At 31.9% G+C, this 16,429-nt stretch carries 16 protein-coding genes; 4 read left to right on the top strand and 12 right to left on the bottom strand.

Annotated elements, in window-relative coordinates; all coding sequences use genetic code 11:
• Positions 1-4: 4 nt before the first annotated feature.
• The 7 genes from D1818_RS24500 to folE form a co-directional block, all read right to left on the bottom strand.
• Complete coding sequence (locus tag D1818_RS24500; RefSeq protein ID WP_118463009.1) at positions 5-1,483, bottom strand: cryptochrome/deoxyribodipyrimidine photo-lyase family protein; 1,479 nt, start codon at positions 1,481-1,483, stop codon at positions 5-7.
• Complete coding sequence (locus D1818_RS24495) at positions 1,473-3,005, bottom strand: cryptochrome/photolyase family protein (RefSeq protein ID WP_118463004.1); 1,533 nt, start codon at positions 3,003-3,005, stop codon at positions 1,473-1,475. The genes D1818_RS24500 and D1818_RS24495 overlap by 11 nt, the downstream gene beginning before the upstream one ends.
• Before the next feature lie 3 nt (positions 3,006-3,008).
• Positions 3,009-4,307, bottom strand: coding sequence for a DASH family cryptochrome (locus D1818_RS24490; RefSeq protein ID WP_118464109.1), 1,299 nt, complete (start codon positions 4,305-4,307; stop codon positions 3,009-3,011).
• 26 nt (positions 4,308-4,333) lie between these two features.
• A complete protein-coding gene (locus D1818_RS24485) occupies positions 4,334-4,483 on the bottom strand; it encodes a DUF2256 domain-containing protein (protein ID WP_118462990.1) in 150 nt (49 codons plus the stop codon).
• Between the two features lie 103 nt (positions 4,484-4,586).
• A complete protein-coding gene (locus D1818_RS24480; RefSeq protein ID WP_233558577.1) occupies positions 4,587-5,006 on the bottom strand; it encodes a hypothetical protein in 420 nt (139 codons plus the stop codon).
• Between the two features lie 5 nt (positions 5,007-5,011).
• Positions 5,012-5,641, bottom strand: coding sequence for a flavin reductase family protein (locus D1818_RS24475; RefSeq protein ID WP_118462987.1), 630 nt, complete (start codon positions 5,639-5,641; stop codon positions 5,012-5,014).
• Between the two features lie 41 nt (positions 5,642-5,682).
• Complete coding sequence (folE, locus tag D1818_RS24470) at positions 5,683-6,381, bottom strand: GTP cyclohydrolase I FolE (RefSeq protein ID WP_118462983.1); 699 nt, start codon at positions 6,379-6,381, stop codon at positions 5,683-5,685.
• Positions 6,382-6,788: 407 nt separating this feature from the next.
• Here folE and D1818_RS24465 point away from each other — a divergent pair, with 407 nt between their 5' ends.
• Positions 6,789-8,597, top strand: a complete 1,809-nt coding sequence (locus D1818_RS24465; RefSeq protein WP_118462968.1) for a M61 family metallopeptidase — start codon at positions 6,789-6,791, stop codon at positions 8,595-8,597.
• A 104-nt stretch (positions 8,598-8,701) separates the two neighbouring features.
• On the opposite strand, the gene tssO is transcribed toward D1818_RS24465, so the two are convergent.
• The 5 genes from tssO to D1818_RS24440 are packed head-to-tail and all read right to left on the bottom strand — an operon-like array spanning position 8,702 to position 13,698.
• The gene (tssO, locus tag D1818_RS24460; protein WP_118462965.1) at positions 8,702-9,220 is read right to left on the bottom strand and encodes a type VI secretion system TssO; all 519 of its coding nucleotides are present in this window, start codon (positions 9,218-9,220) and stop codon (positions 8,702-8,704) included.
• Between the two features lie 27 nt (positions 9,221-9,247).
• A complete protein-coding gene (locus D1818_RS24455) occupies positions 9,248-10,405 on the bottom strand; it encodes a hypothetical protein (RefSeq protein WP_118462962.1) in 1,158 nt (385 codons plus the stop codon).
• 4 nt (positions 10,406-10,409) lie between these two features.
• Positions 10,410-11,399: a PKD domain-containing protein gene (locus D1818_RS24450; RefSeq protein WP_118462959.1), complete on the bottom strand. Its 990-nt coding sequence runs from the start codon at positions 11,397-11,399 to the stop codon at positions 10,410-10,412.
• 23 nt (positions 11,400-11,422) lie between these two features.
• Positions 11,423-13,222, bottom strand: coding sequence for a type VI secretion system baseplate subunit TssF (locus tag D1818_RS24445; protein ID WP_240338272.1), 1,800 nt, complete (start codon positions 13,220-13,222; stop codon positions 11,423-11,425).
• Between the two features lie 44 nt (positions 13,223-13,266).
• Entirely contained in the window at positions 13,267-13,698 is a 432-nt protein-coding gene (locus tag D1818_RS24440; protein WP_118464103.1) for a GPW/gp25 family protein, read from the bottom strand.
• A gap of 202 nt (positions 13,699-13,900) precedes the next feature.
• Here D1818_RS24440 and D1818_RS24435 point away from each other — a divergent pair, with 202 nt between their 5' ends.
• Genes D1818_RS24435 through D1818_RS24425 form a run of 3 tightly spaced genes read left to right on the top strand, consistent with a single transcriptional unit; the run spans position 13,901 to position 16,352 of the window.
• Entirely contained in the window at positions 13,901-14,524 is a 624-nt protein-coding gene (locus D1818_RS24435; protein WP_118462951.1) for a C40 family peptidase, read from the top strand.
• Positions 14,525-14,556: 32 nt separating this feature from the next.
• Positions 14,557-15,480: a hypothetical protein gene (locus D1818_RS24430; RefSeq protein ID WP_118462948.1), complete on the top strand. Its 924-nt coding sequence runs from the start codon at positions 14,557-14,559 to the stop codon at positions 15,478-15,480.
• Positions 15,477-16,352: a TssN family type VI secretion system protein gene (locus D1818_RS24425; RefSeq protein WP_118462945.1), complete on the top strand. Its 876-nt coding sequence runs from the start codon at positions 15,477-15,479 to the stop codon at positions 16,350-16,352. Before D1818_RS24430 ends, D1818_RS24425 begins: the two co-directional genes overlap by 4 nt.
• Positions 16,353-16,429 lie beyond the last annotated feature (77 nt).

Here is a 16,429-nt window from a genome sequence, read left to right as displayed (position 1 = left end):
CAGTTTAGATTTTTCTATTTGGTAATGTATGTTTTTTTAAAATTCGATAACTTTCCTTTTTTACAAGCGCATCATCTTTCATATCCCACAAGGTATCACTTGCTTTTTTTCGAGTAGTATTTATATCTACTATAGGAAAAGGATAATCGACACCTATTTCAAAGTTATTAAATTGTTGCTCCAGAGGTGGCATTTTATAAGGTTCATGGATATATGCTAATGGAATACTTCTTAGTTCAGGAATCCATTTTTTAATAAAAACTCCTTCCGGGTCATGTTCTATACTATTCTTTACAGGATTATATATTCTAAGTGTATTGATTCCCGTTTCACCTGCTTGCATTTGGAGTTGTGGAAAATGAATACCTGGCTCAAAATCTAAAAACATACTTGACAAATGCGCACTAGCCTCTTGCCAAGGTTGCCAAAGATTATGTGTAAAAAAAGAAACTACTAAAGCCCTCATTCTAAAATTAATATAACCAGTTTCCTCTAAACATCTCATACATGCATCAACTAATGGATATCCAGTTTTTCCTTCTTTCCAGGCGATTTGATATGCTTCAGAAATTTGTTTCTTTAATTTCCTGTACCCTTTATTTATACTCTCGAATTCCATAATATCTTCCATTTCGAATTTTTGTATAAAATGCACCTGCCACTGCAACCTAGATGTAAAAGCATCTATCTGTTTTTTATCACTGGACGTTTCTCGTTGTTTTATGGCGTACTGCCACACCTGCCTTATCGAAAGATTTCCCCAAGCAATATAAGGAGACAAACGACTACAGCCTTTGCGTGCAAGTTCTGGCTTAGAAATATGAAAACTATAATTCTTGTAACGACCTCTGAAAAAAGAGGTCAAATACTCAAATCCTTTAGAGGTTCCTCCTGCTTGAAAATTGCAATCTATTAATGTATCTAAATCAACAATATTAAAAATCTTTTCGAGCTCAGCTATCTTTTCTAGAGAAATAAAACTTTCTGGTTTCGGACTGAAATCAAATTGTGATTGATTCATATAATGCTCACAATCTTCTCTCCAATCCACTCTATTTTGGAGTCCTCTATGAATACCATTATTCGTATTCTCTACCCACTGAATTAAATTATTTTTACAAAAACGTGAGAAAGCCTTATCTCTTTCATAAGTAATTCTAATACCAGTCTCTTGATGAGAGAACACATGATCTATCTTCCAGAATTGTTGCAAAGTGCCAATCGTATGAATAACCTCTGAAGAGACACATAACACCTTTGTATTATAAGGAAGCAACTGTCTATTCAAATCATTAAGTGATTGTTTTATAAAGTTCCAATGTCGCTCGCTGTAATGTTTATCTTCTTTTAGCGTATTCTCGAAAACGTATAGCAATAAGGTTGGCCTATTGGTTGCTATTGCATTATGCACAGCCTCATTATCTTGCAATCGAAGATCTCGCTTAAACCAAACTATATTGACATGTTCTTTATTAATACTCATTAGGGTTTTCGATAATATGATTAGCTCTTTCTTTTAATTTACTTAATTTTTCTTTGTCCATTTTATGCAATAAGCTCAGCATCATGGACATTCGTTGATTATCTTTAAAATATTGCTGTTTTTCATCTAAAAAATTCCAGTAAAGTGAATTGAAAGGACACGCGTCTTCTTCATGTTTCTTTGATACTTTGTAATAACAACTCTTGCAGTAATTACTCATTTTATTGATATAACTACCACTAGAAACATATGGTTTTGTTGCCACCAATCCACCATCTGCAAATTGACTCATACCGCGAGTATTTGTGATTTCTACCCATTCAATAGCGTCGATATAAACACCTAAATACCATTGATCAACCTCATCAGGATCCGTCATTGTTAATAAAGCATAATTACCAGTAATCATCAATCGCTGTATATGATGCGCATATGCATCATCAAGACTCTGTTTAATAGCAGAACTCATACAGTTCATTTTGGTATCGCCTGTCCAATAAAATCCTGGAAGTTTATGGACGTTATTAAGCTTGTTCAGGTTTTTATAACCCGGCATTTTTGCCCAATACATACCCCGCATATACTCTCTCCAACCAAGGATCTGACGCACAAATCCTTCTACCTGTGATATATCTATTTCTTCTTTTTGATTTCTCCAATATTCAATAACCTTAGTAATTACTTCCATCGGATGAAGCATTTTACTATTCATCGCAAAAGAAAGCCTGCTATGAAACAAATATTTTTCATCGAGATGCATAGCGTCTTGATAATCCCCAAAATATATTAATAGATTTTCGCAGAAGTAATCTAATAACAACAAACACTCTTCTCTAGAAGTTGGCCAATCGAACTTTGTTACATTAATGTTTCCAATAGTCTTTACATTTTCCTTTTTAACAAGCTGAACCAAATCGCTAACGTCTTTCTTCAAATCTCTCTGACCAGGAATTTCTGGACTACCTTTCCACTTTTTTCGATTGCTCTGGTCAAAATTCCACTTGCCTCCTTCAGGATCTTTTGTGGTAATCATCATAATATCATATTTCTTTCGCATATCACGATAGAAATATTCCATTGTATACTGTTTCTTACCTCCAAAAAAATCAGAAAAATCTGTTCTAGATGTAAGGAAATGCTCGGTATCAAACACTTCCGTATCTATTGATAATTGATTAGAAAAGTCTTTCAGTTGTTTGTCTAATCTATATTCATCCGGAAGTTGATATTCGAACTTAGTGATGTTTTTTGTTTTTATAATATTTTCGAGATTAGCTACTAAATCCTGTTTATTATCGTGATGATCTAACTCGAAATAGACTATCTCCGATCCCTTATCACTTAACCAAGAAGCAAAATTTCTCATGCTCTGAAAAAAACCTACTACTTTCTGAATATGATGTACGGTATAATCAGTTTCTTGGCGCATTTCGGCCATAAAATAACAAACATCCTCTTGAGTATCCTTGTACCAAGAATGTTCATAATTTAATTGATCACCAAGTAATAGTCGTAGTATCATATATCAAAATAATGTTGGTTGTTGCCAAAGGCTTTGAAATTTTTGTTGCGGATCGTATCGTTGCGACTGAAGCTCTATATTAAATTTACGATCTCTCGGATCATTACCAACTCCTGCCACATACTGCCAGTTTCCGTAATTACTATGAACATCGTAATCAATCAATAGTGACTCAAAATATGCTGCCCCTACCCTCCAATCCAGCTTCAATTCTTTTGCGAAATAAGAAGCTACATTTTGTCGACCGCGATTACTCATCCAGCCAGTATTTTTAAGCTCTATCATATTTGCATTTACAAAAGATTCCTTAGTTTCTCCATGAATCCATTGATGAATACCTTGAATATCTTTTGACCAAGAATAATCTTTATAAAGTATTCCTTCTATTCTAAAGAGATCATTCCCGTGTTTCAAGGAAATATATTTAAAAAAATCTCTCCAAATTAATTCAAAAACAAGCCAGTATGTACTATCGTTTTTTTGTATTTCCTCTTCATATTTTTGCACTTGATGATAAATCGTACGTGCCGAAATAGAACCATTGGACAACCAAGATGACAACTTAGAACTATAATCAACACCTACTAATCCATTCCTTGTCTTCTTATAAAATGAAAGTTTTTTTGTATTCCAAAAATAGTCTTGAATCCTTTGCTTGGCTTGGCTTTCTCCTCCTTTAAAAGGAAAGGCTGTCCTCAAATCTGTTTCGAATTCCTGAAAACCAAGGTCAGATATTTGTGGAATATCAGTAGTATTTTCTAACAAATTGTCTGATGACAAAGGATCTATTACAACTTCAGTTCGAACTGAAGTAAATTTTTCACATTTCTTCCTGAAATTGGTAAACACTTTTGGAATATCCTGAAGATTAAAAGGAATATCATCTGGATGAAAGAGAAACTGATCATATGACTCTACCCATTCTATATTTGGATTCTTTACCTCATTTTTTGTGAAGTCGAAAACCTTTTTTTCTTCCGAAGTCCACTCTTTTTGGAGATATACCTTATCTATTTTATAATCTTCAATAAGTTTTGAGAAAATTTCTTCGGGTTTATTTTGATAAACCAGTAACGTAATATTAAGTTTATTTAAGCTTTCTTTTAATTCTATCACACTTTCTACAAGAAACTTAGCCCTATATTTCTCTGTCTTCTTAAAACCAAAATGATCTAATTCGAACAATCTTGGATCAAAAAAAAACACAGCGATCACTTTATCATTTTCGGATACCGCTTTGAACAAAGAATTGTTATCAGCAATTCTTAAATCATTTCTAAACCATACGAGTCCCGTCTTCATCATGCTTAATAACTAATTTATGTATTCTAAACCTCTCCTTTTATGCTTCCTCTATTATTTCTGCACCTATTGCTACAATACTTTACTTCTTCCCAAACCTTTTCCCATTTCTTTCTCCAAGTAAATGGTCGTTCGCATACTTTACAGATTTTAACAGGGAGATTAGATTTTTTCAAATTAGATTTTTTTGTTTAATAAATAAAAGAAATAATTAAACAAAAATATAACACTAAGATGATCTTAACAAGATACAAACGTTAAGAATAGTCTAATTATAAATTATAACTGTATAAAGTACCCCAGCAACCCAAAAAGAAAAATGGTAGTCCATAAAAACGTACGCAACCAATTAAGATGGACTAATCGATGTATGAGTGTCCTATCAAAAATTCCGTCCGAAATACGACTATGCATCGGAACAAATTGTATAAAAGTCGATAACCAAACTAATACTACTAAAATCAGACTTATCAAACTATAAAAGCTGAAAATCATATAAATGGAAGCCACATTTATCAAAAGTTGACCTATCATCAAAGGCATAACAATCAGAGTTATTCTAAGAGCATATACGCGATGCCATTTGATCAAATCTTCTTTTTGATAATGTTTAAATCCAGGATATATAATAAGCTGTACCATCCAAATTAGAATCAATAATCCAAAATCGAAAAGTAGCTTAACTATTGTAAAATCCATTCTATTTAGAAATCAGGTATTTCGGCTGCCCTTGCATAAGGATACTCTGCTATCTTTTCTAAAGCGTAATAGGTATTCAACCCAGAAATACCCACCGTATTTGTAATACTTAGATCCAAATCTAGATGATCTCCAATATTTGCTTCTGGAATGATTAAGTGCTTTATTTCACCTATCATTAAAATAGTACCGTTCAGACGAATATTTATAGCTTCTACGAATTGCAATCCTATTTTGAGTTGACTTTCTTTAACAAATGGAGCTTCAAATCCTGATATATATTCTTCATTCAATCCGCATTTTTCGAACTCAGAATCATTTCGATCTAATTTCGCAGAGGTATAATGTGCATTTTTCACAAAAGATCTGTCTACATGATTAATTGTATACTGACCATTCTGTAAAATATTTTCGTAAGTGTGTCTGGAAACTTCGCCAATTGGTCTCATAATAAAACCCATAAGGGCCGGATCACTGCCTAAGTGAACTACAGAGCTAAATATTGCAACGTTGGTTTTACCGTCATCAGCGATCGTTCCAATGAGGTTCGCAGGTTTTATGCCGGATACAGCATTTATTATTTTTAGTCGCTGCACACGATCCATAGATGCTATCTGTTCTTTTGTATAATGCATATTTAATAAAAGCTCTTATTTTAAATGGATGAATCAGTCAATCAATTATTTATATAGTTCTGCAACTCTGAAATTTTATCCGATGTATTAAAAACACCTCCATAATACGAAGTTACCGTAGCCGAAGTATCATCTTTAATTCCTCTAGAAGAGACGCATAAATGTTTGGCATCTATAATAACTGCTACATCTTCTGTGTTTAGAATCTGTTTAAGCTCTGTAGCTATCTGATTTGTTAACCTTTCTTGTACTTGTGGACGCTTGGCAAAATATTGTACTATACGATTAAGTTTTGACAACCCAATGACTTTTCCTGATGAGATATATGCAATGTGCGCTTTACCTATTATCGGTACAAAGTGATGCTCGCAATTAGAATAAAACGTAATGTTTTTTTCTACCAGCATTTGATTGTATTTGTATTTATTATCAAACAATGCTACTTTGGGTTTATTCTTAGGATCTAATCCTGAAAAAATTTCCTCAATATACATTTTGGCTACGCGATTAGGTGTCCCTTTTAGCGAATCATCTGTTAAATCCAACCCCATCACATCCATAATCTCTGCAAACAAGTGCGCTATCCGCTCTTTTTTTTCTGTGTCGGACATATCAAATGCATTTTTCTTCATTGGAGTTTCCATTCCGGTACTAATATGGTCGTCACCGATATCATCAATAGAAAAACCTTTTAAATTGTATCCATTAGACTTAAGCAATGTTTCTGTTTCTATTTTCATTCGATTTTTTATTGTATTCTGAAGATCTAGTAGATTTTTCTAAAGCAATATCTTAAGGAAAATCTTTACATCATCAGGTGATTAATAAACTTACAAAATCAAATCTACACAATTGTTTAACCTTTTACACTATTAGTTAAACAAAAATTAACATATTTAATGTATTCTATTTCTAAGAGAAGTAATTTCTCAACTCTTTTTGTGTTACAATCAATTTCCTTTGCTAATATTTGCGCAATTAAGAGTTTGTTGTATTTTTGACTTCTGGTATGATTTTAAAAGTTTATTTTTCGAATCATTTCGGGCCCCATAAAAATTTCGAACTTTCCCAATTACGCTTCGGTAACTAATTATTTTTAATTTTACCGATTATAATAGCACGAATCTTTTAACCAAAATTACTATTAATGAAATCTTTTCGATTTTTTCTTTTTGTTTTTTTTCTTTTTGTTTTTCAATCTGGACATACTCAGGTAAGAAATGAATATCAAATTTCTTTTAAAAATGCTGCACATCACGAAGCTCAAATCGAAGCCGTGTTTACTAATTTGGAAAGCGGCACTATTTCTTTAAGAATGAGTAGAACTTCTCCGGGTAGATATGCTTTACATGAATTTGCGAAAAATGTATATGATGTCAAAATTACAGATAGCAAAGACAAAGATGTTACTGTAACAAGACCTAATCCACATCAGTGGGATGTTTCTGGACATGATGGAACTATTAAGCTATCTTATACACTGTTTGCAGATAGAGGTGACGGAACTTATTCGCAAATAGATGAAACACACGCGCACCTTAATATGCCCGCAACGTTTATGTATGTTCCTACTTTAAAGGATCGTCCAGTACAAGTAACATACTTGGTTCGAGAAGATCTAAAATGGAATGTTGCTACGCAATTGATTCCTTTAGGAGGTAACAAATTCCTAGCTCCTAACTTACAATATTTCATGGACAGTCCAGCGCAAATCAGCAACCATACAGTTAAGGAATTCAAAGTAGCTTCTGGTGGCACTGAGTATACTATAAAGCTAGCATTGCTTCATCAAGGTACCGAGGAAGAAGCGGATCAATATTTCGAACAAATAAAAAAGATTGTTGAACAAGAAAAAGCGGTTTTCGGAGATTATCCAAATTTCGATTACGGAGAATACACTTTCCTGGCTAGTTATATGCCTCAGGTTTCTGGAGATGGAATGGAACATCGTAATTCTACAGTTTTAACAAGTACACTAAGTCTTGCTGATGGAGGAATGGAAAAAAACATAGGTACAGTCGCCCACGAATTTTTTCACGCTTGGAATGTAGAACGTATTCGCCCTAATTCATTAGAGCCTTTTGATTTTGAAGAAACAAACATGTCTGGTGAATTGTGGTTTGCAGAAGGTTTTACAAGTTATTATACAAATCTTATACTTTGCAGAGCAGGTATTATTACGCAAGATCAATATATAGAAAGTTTAAGCAAAACATATAATTATGTTTGGAACTCTCCTGCCCTACAATATTTCAATCCTATAGAAATGAGTTATCAAGCTCCTTTTGTTGATGCAGCTACATCTGTAGATCCTACAAACAGAGGAAATACATTTGTATCTTACTATTCATATGGAAGCATGTTGGGCCTTGCGTTAGACTTATCCTTAAGAGATAAGGACGATTTAAACTTAGATGACTACCTGAAATTAGTCTGGACTAAATATGGAAAAACAGAAATACCATATACGATAGAGAATTTGTTTTTTACACTGAGAGAATATGCTGGAGAATCTTTTGCAGATGATTTCTTTGAGAAATATATTTTTGACAGTCAAATTCCTGACTTTAAAAAACTTTTAGGATCTGTCGCTATCTATCCAAAAACCAATAGTAAAGAACCCTATTTAGGAGTAGAAATAGAATTTAACGAAGATGATAATGCGGTGATCTCAAAATACGTGAAGAAAGGAACTCCTGCATATACCATCGGTTTAGAAAAAGGAGATGTAATTGTAGCAATCGACAATCAGTCTTTTTCTGACATTGATCAATTCAATGGGGTTTTAAAAAAATACAAACCTGGCAAAAAAGCAACTATTGTTTATCGAAGGTTAGATCAAGAGAAAAAAGCGTTTGTTAAGTTCGGTGTTAGCTCTCAAGTAGAGATAACTCAATTCTCTAAACCTAGTAAAAAAGCTTTACTAAAAAGAGAAAATTGGTTAAAGTCTAAATAACACATTTACAATTATTAATAAAAAACAAAAAAGTGTATGAGTAAATCATACACTTTTTTGTTTTTTATTAATTTAAAATTTTAGCCTATCTGATAAAAACTCGATTATCTTCTAGATGCTCTACATAAATCAAGATCAGTTTTAGCTTTATCTAATTGCTCCCTCGTTTCCCTTAATGCAGTCTTATATTCTTCTAGCTTTTTAACCTCTGCCTCTTGTTTTGATAATAAGGCCTTCATCTCTTTAATTTGTCTATAAGAACTTACAATATTCACATACATTTTGTATGCATATGTAGTATCTTTAGGATCAATAGTTTCACTTAGATCCCCTATTTCTGACTCTAAAGATCTATTAATATAATACAGATCTTCTTTTTTATCAGGCCTGTTTAAAGAATCTATCAATTTTTCTATCGTAAACATTCCTTTAGAGAAGTCTTTTTGAAACTTTTCCTTTTTTTCTATAACAGCTTTACGCTCTCTTAATACTTCATTCTCCTTAAAAGGAATTCTGTCAAAATCAAAAAAGAATGCGGTTACGATTAATGCGACTGTAAATAAAAATAGTAAGGCAAATTTTAGTACACTATTTCTTCTTTCTTTACTGTTTTTTGGTTTCATTTCTCTAAATTATAATTTAAATACACATTAATCTAATAAGAAGCTACGTCTGTTTTTAACATCTGGTTTTGCAATAACCTCTTCCTTAACAAATATATTAGAATCTGATTTTTTCCCAATATAATCAAGCTCATTTAATTTCTTAAATAACGAGAGCATTAATTTTGTAAAACTCGATACATTATGCAAAGCCTTATTAATATCAGTATGCTGATATTCTAAGTCCATCATTTCTACCAATACATTCTCAAAGGCTCCTTGATTAAGATCACACCAATCCGATAAATAATTTAATAACTCTTCTTTTCCTGTACCCACGTAAACATCCATATTATTTTTGATTACTCTAGCAAGTGACATCAATTTAGTAATCATAGTAACTGGTGGAAGATGTCTATCATATAACCTAAACTCTGGCAACATTCCTCCTAGATACTGCAAAGTGCCTTGCGTTAACGTTAATACCATCGTTGCAAGCTCATTAGATTGTTTTTTCTGATAGATCTTCTGAATAATATTCATAGAATATTTCTCTATAGCATTAAAAAACGTATGTATTTCTGTATATATATATCGAAGATCCTGATGACTTTGGATGGAAACACATGGTGGAATAAAATCTTCTGCCAAAGACGCTACCCCATCATGAAACTCTATTTTTCCAATCGTAATATGGTGTTTTCCAAACTCTTCTTCATTGGCTTCTGCCATATTAATAATACTAAGACCATATTCCGGTAACACGTGAGGATGTCGTGGCGGTTCTTCATCCGGATCCGCATCTCCAACAGGAACTCTGCCATAAGGGTCTACATTAAGCACTATATAACATTCTTCTTCAGTACGATTGATCTTATATTCTGTATTAATTATACTGCCTTTTTGTTCTAAAGAAGAAGATATTTCTGGCGTAATATTTATGATATACCCGCCTTTGGTAATAGCTCTACATCTATTGAGCTGTACTTTGATAGTATCTTGACCATCCATAGAAAACACCATATCCACAGCATCATCACCTACTAAATCTGGTAACAACCCATAATTAATCGCATTAATATCTTTAGAACCTATTAGCTGCGAAAAATTGGTAAATGCATTATCTGCTTCAATAAAATGATTTTTATTGATCTTCATGCCGTCAATCCAGTTGACACGATGATGATTTTTATTCGTTAATTCCATCCTTTTAAAATATACTTGTTTTAGAATATTTCAGTACAATATTCTTTATACAATTGTTATCCTCTCGGGTTAACTCTAATTCTTTTATCTTAATACCCTTTCCTTTGATTTTTTCACAAAACTCAATAAAAGTAGTTCGCTTTCTGTTCACTATTATTGGTAAGTCAAGATTTCCACATAGATAGTCCTTAAAATCATTAACACTTGCTTTCTTTGTCGAGACAAGAATAAGTTTAGCTTTAAACGATTTTTCATTTATAAAAGGTGCTTTAAACTCTTCTTTAGGATCAACATCAATAGAGCCTTCTCCGATAGGATCCACCGGAATAGTAGATATTTCTCGGACTACAGTCTCATCTCTTCGAACTACCTCTATTATCTTAGGCAATACTTCTATAGTCTGCTTAGTAGCATATTTAAGCTCTCCATTAGGGATTAAGGTAATTGTCTTCTTTCCTTCTGTATTATAAACATACTCAGGATTCTGCTCTTTAGAATTAGCTCCTATAGCATCTTCAAAATTCCATTCCCAAGATGTTGCATTTAGGGTATTATCTTTTACTTTTAATTTTTCTCCAACTCTTATTTTTGGTGTAAGAATTTTAAACTTAGCTTTCTTTAAAGGATCTAAAACCTCTTCTTTCTCTAAAACAGTAATAGTCTGAATTTTTGGACATTTACCATTAACAATCAGTGAAATCGTATATTCTCCAGGCTTCTTATAGGTATGAAAAAGTTTTCTTCTTGTATCCGTTGCAGTACTATCTCCAAAATCCCATTTCCACTCCAGCGCTCCTATTGTTTTATCTTCAAACTCAATAGACTCATCTACTTTAGCTTCGGTTTTACTGTAAGAAAGTTCTATAATTTCGCAAGGAGTGTAATTAACGTATTTAAAGGCAAACACCGTTGCCGTTACCAGTATTGTTATGATAAAAAACAACACTACACTTTTATCCATATGATAATTCGTTGTACTACTTGATTTTTTCATGATTTATTGTTTTCAAAATATAATTAATCTACTACTGTAATCTTATATGGAAACACATTTAGGGATTGTTGTTCCAAAATAGACAAAATGTTACTTTTTAAAGAATCCCACTCACCAGATGATGTTTTTTCTGCTTTGTTTACCAAAAGCTTAACTTCGATACAAGGAATAAGTCCTTTAGAAATATGAATATCGGTTTTAAAACCTTTAGACACCTTTACTTCCTGTACTTTATTACTGCATAATTCATAACAAAGTGCTTTTATATCTTCTCTAGTAACAATTCGATTTCTAGATAGCAAAGCTCTTCTATAAGCATTAAGCCTTTCTTCCATCCCAAGGTTATTTTTACCTTGAAATGTAGATGTTAGAAACAAACTCCCTTTTTGTTTCAAATCAGTTCCCTGATAGATATTTAGTGAATTCCCCGATTTAATTTGATTTGCATCTTCACCATTAGTCACCCAATATTCTACCAAAAGTGTATCCTTCTTCTTATACGGTTTTACCGAAATATAATTCGTTTCTTCTGATGATTTTTTCATGTCAGACACTTTCTTTTCTAATAAAGAAATGTTCTGATTTAATTCGTTTATATTGGATTGTAAAAAATCATTTCCAAAAAAGGAAAAAGAAGCACTTTCATCTTTCAATAATTCAATCAAATGTATCAAATACTCGCGTGCTTTTCTATAATCCAATTTACTTACATTATCTCTTCTAATAACATAAGTACCTTTATCATCTAAAGAAGAATCATTTTCCCTTAACCTATACTCCTTTCCTGAAGTATTAGATATCGATTTTATATCAAGGAATAATTCCTGCGTACTTATTGGGACAATATCTATATAATCCTTTAACTGATAAGAAATACTTTCCCACTTTCTATTAAGGGCAGGAAAAGCATTAAAAGTACAATAAACACTCTCCAAAACCGAATCATCAATAATTCTTGGAAACTCAATCTTAATCCAACTAAAATCAGCTAAATCATCATGATCCTTCTGATTTATAAAGTTAGAAAATTCTTCTGGTATTTTAGCCCCGGAATTCAGTGAAATATTCGATTTTACGGAAATAAAGTGTTTTTTATACAGCTTTTTTATCTGCTGTTCTATATTTCTTGTTTTATTCGGTTTATAATCAAATATAGATTCTAAATTTATTCGTCTTGAAACATTACTATTATAATATCCCGGAAAAACATCTACAGACTTACCGTCTATATAAAAAGTTGCATTTTTAAGATGATGATAAAAAAGTTCATTCTCTTGTACATCTAATAACTCAAAATAAAAGGACACATCCTTTAACGCAATTTTCTCATGCTCGGATGAGACACCTAAATATAAAGTAGAATTTGGCAATGAACCTCCCTTGTTAAAGGACAAAGGACTTATTGTCTTCCTCTTACCTTCTAACTCAAAAATCTTATCTCCACAAATCATACGACTAATAGTCGCATCAATTAATTCGTTTTTCTGAATTGGGGAAAAATATATATTTTTCAGTTCAGTGCTAGCATTCTTTGTTTTTACTTTTTTCTTATAATACAATAAATGCTCTGGTGTAATTGTCGATTTCTTCTCAATTGGTTCAGAATAAACTATTCCATGTGCTGGTCTCGATCCATATAAAGTTTCTGGAGTCATTAATTGAATCAACCGCTCTGTTATTCGGGTCTGAGAATTATCAATTTCTCCAGAAATTTTTTCTATTTCCGAAGCACAAGCTCCAATAAGAAGAGATACAACAGGATCAAAAGAACTTTCTATTTCATTAGGAGAAACTCCCCAAAGGGAAGCTGCCTTTTTGATCATTCTGTTTTTAATCTGAACTTTATTTTCTAAACCCATAAACCCTTTTAAAATGAAAGTGGAGCTATATAAAACCTTTCTAGGCAAGAGAACTGTTCATTAGTTCTACTAACAATGCCATTCACTTTTATCTCTACACGTTTCTTAATTCTATTTAAACTTCCTCTATTTTTAAATTCCTCCTGTTTTATAACCACATCTACGGTTACTTTTTTAAGTCTTTTTTCCTGAGAAACAATACTTTCAACTAAAGACTCAGAAATTGTATTTCGCAATTTATTCGTACTTGTTAGATTATCAAAATCCACATTCCAGATAGAACACCCAAATGACTCGTCAAAAGTACATTCACCAAAATATGATGTTGTAATCAAATGAATATAACCAATAATAGATTGTATAAGGTCACAATTATCAATTTCCTTATTCTTAATAATTTTAAAAGTATTTAAAGGCAATTTATAATAAGAAGTAATCATAAATAATAATTTGTGTACTTTAATAAACTTCGTTAGCAAATGCAATTTAATAAACATTTTATTTATCAGCACTTCATAATTCAATAAACTAACTAAAAAAATAACAATCTTTTATTTTCTTATTTTATTTTAGTGTTATCAATACCTGAAGAGTAGAAAATTACTATAAGTTTTTTATATTTGTGTAAATTTTATTTTTCAAATGAACACACTTTACAAAACTTTCTTTTTATTTATTATCATTGTTGGGGCAATGAGTTGTGGGGGTTCTAAAAAAGCAGAACAAGAAGCATTAGCCCAAGCTAGGAGAGATTCTATTGCTTTGGCAAAACAAAATGCGATCCAACCTATTCAAAAAAAATATGGAGCTATTCTTGGGATTCCTCCAAAAAAAATAAACAATGTTCCCTTATTTGAGTTTATTGATGATTGGATGAACGCTCCATATAAACTTGGTGGAAATACTAAACAAGGGATTGATTGTTCTTATTTTACTCAATATATTTTTCATGATGTTTATGGAAATCTAATCGAAAGAACCGCTCAAAAACAGTTCGACGCACCAGACACCAATAAGTTTAAAGGACAACATAATCTTAAACAAGGGGATCTTATATTTTTTAATAATAAAGGATCAGAACGTAATGAAATTACACACGTAGGATTTTATCTTGGTAATAATCGATTCGTACACTCTACCTCTAGAAGAGGGAATTCTGGTGGAAATGGTGTGCAAATTAGCGACTTAACAAAACAACCTTGGAAAAGAATGTTTGTTGCTGGAGGAAAAAAACCTAAATTTAGCAACAATACTACCGAAAATTAAAAAAAGTAACATTCTTTATACCAACTAAACGAATGAGCGACAAACAGGTACAAGATGTATATCAAGAGCTAATAAGTACATATCAAAATCTAAAAGCGGAAATTTTCGTGACTGAGATTTTAGAAAATTCTGATTTAGATCTAACGGACATTGACGTTTTTAATAAAAGTACTTTTTCTAGATCCTATAGACGGGACGTGATTGATTTTAAAGTAGATTCCTATTCCGGAAATACAGATAAGTTACAATTCAATCTAGCTAGAAACAGTCTTTATGATACGCTACCGGAAGGATTATTCCACGAACCTGTTAAAGCCAAAAGCAACATTTCGTTTACCGAATTACATCAAAAGCAAAAAAAGCAAGAAAAAGACGCTCGATCCTTTTTCTCTCCTTTGGAAAATGAATTTTTTACTCAAAAAGTTAATATAGAAAAAAGCGAAAGAAAATTAATTAATGAATTTGCCAATTTAAAGACAGATTTTCTTTTGAAATTTTGGAATTTAGACCCCGATATTCCTACTGACTATAGCATTAAATTATTACAGTTATTACCATATGTTCATAAAATATCCGGTGAAATTGAACTTACAGCTTTAAGTCTGGAAAAGATTATCGGAGAGAAAGTTACGATTGAAAAAAAATACGCGACAGTAGATAAAAACATCCACGAAGTATCTACGGAACATCAACTGGGTGTGGATCTTGTTTTAGAGCTTAAGGAAACAATTATATCCTATCCTTGTTGGGAAATTACTATAGGACCTGTCAACGAAAAAAATATTGATAAATACATAGTGAGTGGTGCTACTAAAAAATTTATTACTATCTTTTGTGACTATTTTATCCCTATGGAAATAGATACAAAAATTAATGTAACATATTCGAGTAAAGAAGAAACATTTGTATTACATGAGACTAACAGTCCCAGAATGGGTCTAACAACTATGATATGAGTTTGATATTACAATCTGCAGCACTAAATGCTGATTTTTTTAAGGTGGGAATAATACTATTAGCCGTTAGCGTTATACTAATGGGGGTTGTTGCCGGGCTAAAGAAACTTTTTGTCAAAAATAAAAAGAAATTCTTCCTGTACATGCTAGTAGTCCTTTTATTATTCGCTGCTACAGCTTTATTAAGTAATGAGAAGGTTCTTAATGATGTTCCGTTAAATAGTTTTATTGGGTTTCAAGTTATCTTTTTATGCTTAGGTTCATTACATGTCCTAGCAATGCGTAAATTTTTCCCTAATTTATTAGATGACAACCCTACTCGTTTCTGGCCTGAATTTTTATACACTATAATTACCATATTTATTGGCCTTATTACATTCCTATTTGTAGTTGGGATTTATAAACCGGAATACAAATATATATTTGCCGCATCTTCAATTTGTTTCCTCATCCCCATAATGATTGTTAAACTATATGAATTTGCTGTTTCTGTTCCAGTACCTATATTTAAGAAGTGGTTCTACCCTATTGACAAGAAAATGAAAGACCCTAAAGATGATGAACTAATAAATCCTTTAGTTATCTCATTTGAATTCAATAAAGGAGAGAACATCGAAGAGTTAAGTAATTTTAGACTAAAGGCTCCTGAAAAGATGGAATTTGGCAAGCTTTTCTACTTCTTTATTAATGATTATAACGACAGACACCCTGAAGGAGAAATTGAGTTTTTGGATGATAAAAACAATCCGTATGGATGGATTTTTTATACTAAACCCAACTGGATGGGTATGCAAACACATGTAGACTTTACCAGAACGATTGAAGGAAACAACATAAAGGAAAATGATGTAATCATTTGCAAGAGAGCATAAAAAAATATTGTTAAAATATTGTTAAAAAAGATCTTAAAAATGTTCGTTGAGATCTTTTTTTTATTAGATAAACTTCA

The sequence above is a fragment of the Aquimarina sp. BL5 genome (genome assembly GCF_003443675.1).
Taxonomy (GTDB): Bacteria; Bacteroidota; Bacteroidia; order Flavobacteriales; family Flavobacteriaceae; genus Aquimarina.
Note: the sequence above shows the minus strand (reverse complement) of the source record. Positions and strands in the feature narration are given on the sequence as shown.

Coding starts and splice junctions, on each gene's coding strand:
- D1818_RS24500 (WP_118463009.1), bottom strand. CDS start 1,483: ATGAGTATTAATAAAGAACATGTCAATATAGTTTGGTTTAAGCGAGAT.
- D1818_RS24495 (WP_118463004.1), bottom strand. CDS start 3,005: ATGATACTACGACTATTACTTGGTGATCAATTAAATTATGAACATTCT.
- D1818_RS24490 (WP_118464109.1), bottom strand. CDS start 4,307: ATGAAGACGGGACTCGTATGGTTTAGAAATGATTTAAGAATTGCTGAT.
- D1818_RS24480 (WP_233558577.1), bottom strand. CDS start 5,006: ATGGATTTTACAATAGTTAAGCTACTTTTCGATTTTGGATTATTGATT.
- D1818_RS24475 (WP_118462987.1), bottom strand. CDS start 5,641: ATGCATTATACAAAAGAACAGATAGCATCTATGGATCGTGTGCAGCGA.
- folE (WP_118462983.1), bottom strand. CDS start 6,381: ATGAAAATAGAAACAGAAACATTGCTTAAGTCTAATGGATACAATTTA.
- D1818_RS24465 (WP_118462968.1), top strand. CDS start 6,789: ATGAAATCTTTTCGATTTTTTCTTTTTGTTTTTTTTCTTTTTGTTTTT.
- tssO (WP_118462965.1), bottom strand. CDS start 9,220: ATGAAACCAAAAAACAGTAAAGAAAGAAGAAATAGTGTACTAAAATTT.
- D1818_RS24455 (WP_118462962.1), bottom strand. CDS start 10,405: ATGGAATTAACGAATAAAAATCATCATCGTGTCAACTGGATTGACGGC.
- D1818_RS24450 (WP_118462959.1), bottom strand. CDS start 11,399: ATGAAAAAATCAAGTAGTACAACGAATTATCATATGGATAAAAGTGTA.
- D1818_RS24445 (WP_240338272.1), bottom strand. CDS start 13,222: ATGATCAAAAAGGCAGCTTCCCTTTGGGGAGTTTCTCCTAATGAAATA.
- D1818_RS24440 (WP_118464103.1), bottom strand. CDS start 13,698: ATGATTACTTCTTATTATAAATTGCCTTTAAATACTTTTAAAATTATT.
- D1818_RS24435 (WP_118462951.1), top strand. CDS start 13,901: ATGAACACACTTTACAAAACTTTCTTTTTATTTATTATCATTGTTGGG.
- D1818_RS24430 (WP_118462948.1), top strand. CDS start 14,557: ATGAGCGACAAACAGGTACAAGATGTATATCAAGAGCTAATAAGTACA.
- D1818_RS24425 (WP_118462945.1), top strand. CDS start 15,477: ATGAGTTTGATATTACAATCTGCAGCACTAAATGCTGATTTTTTTAAG.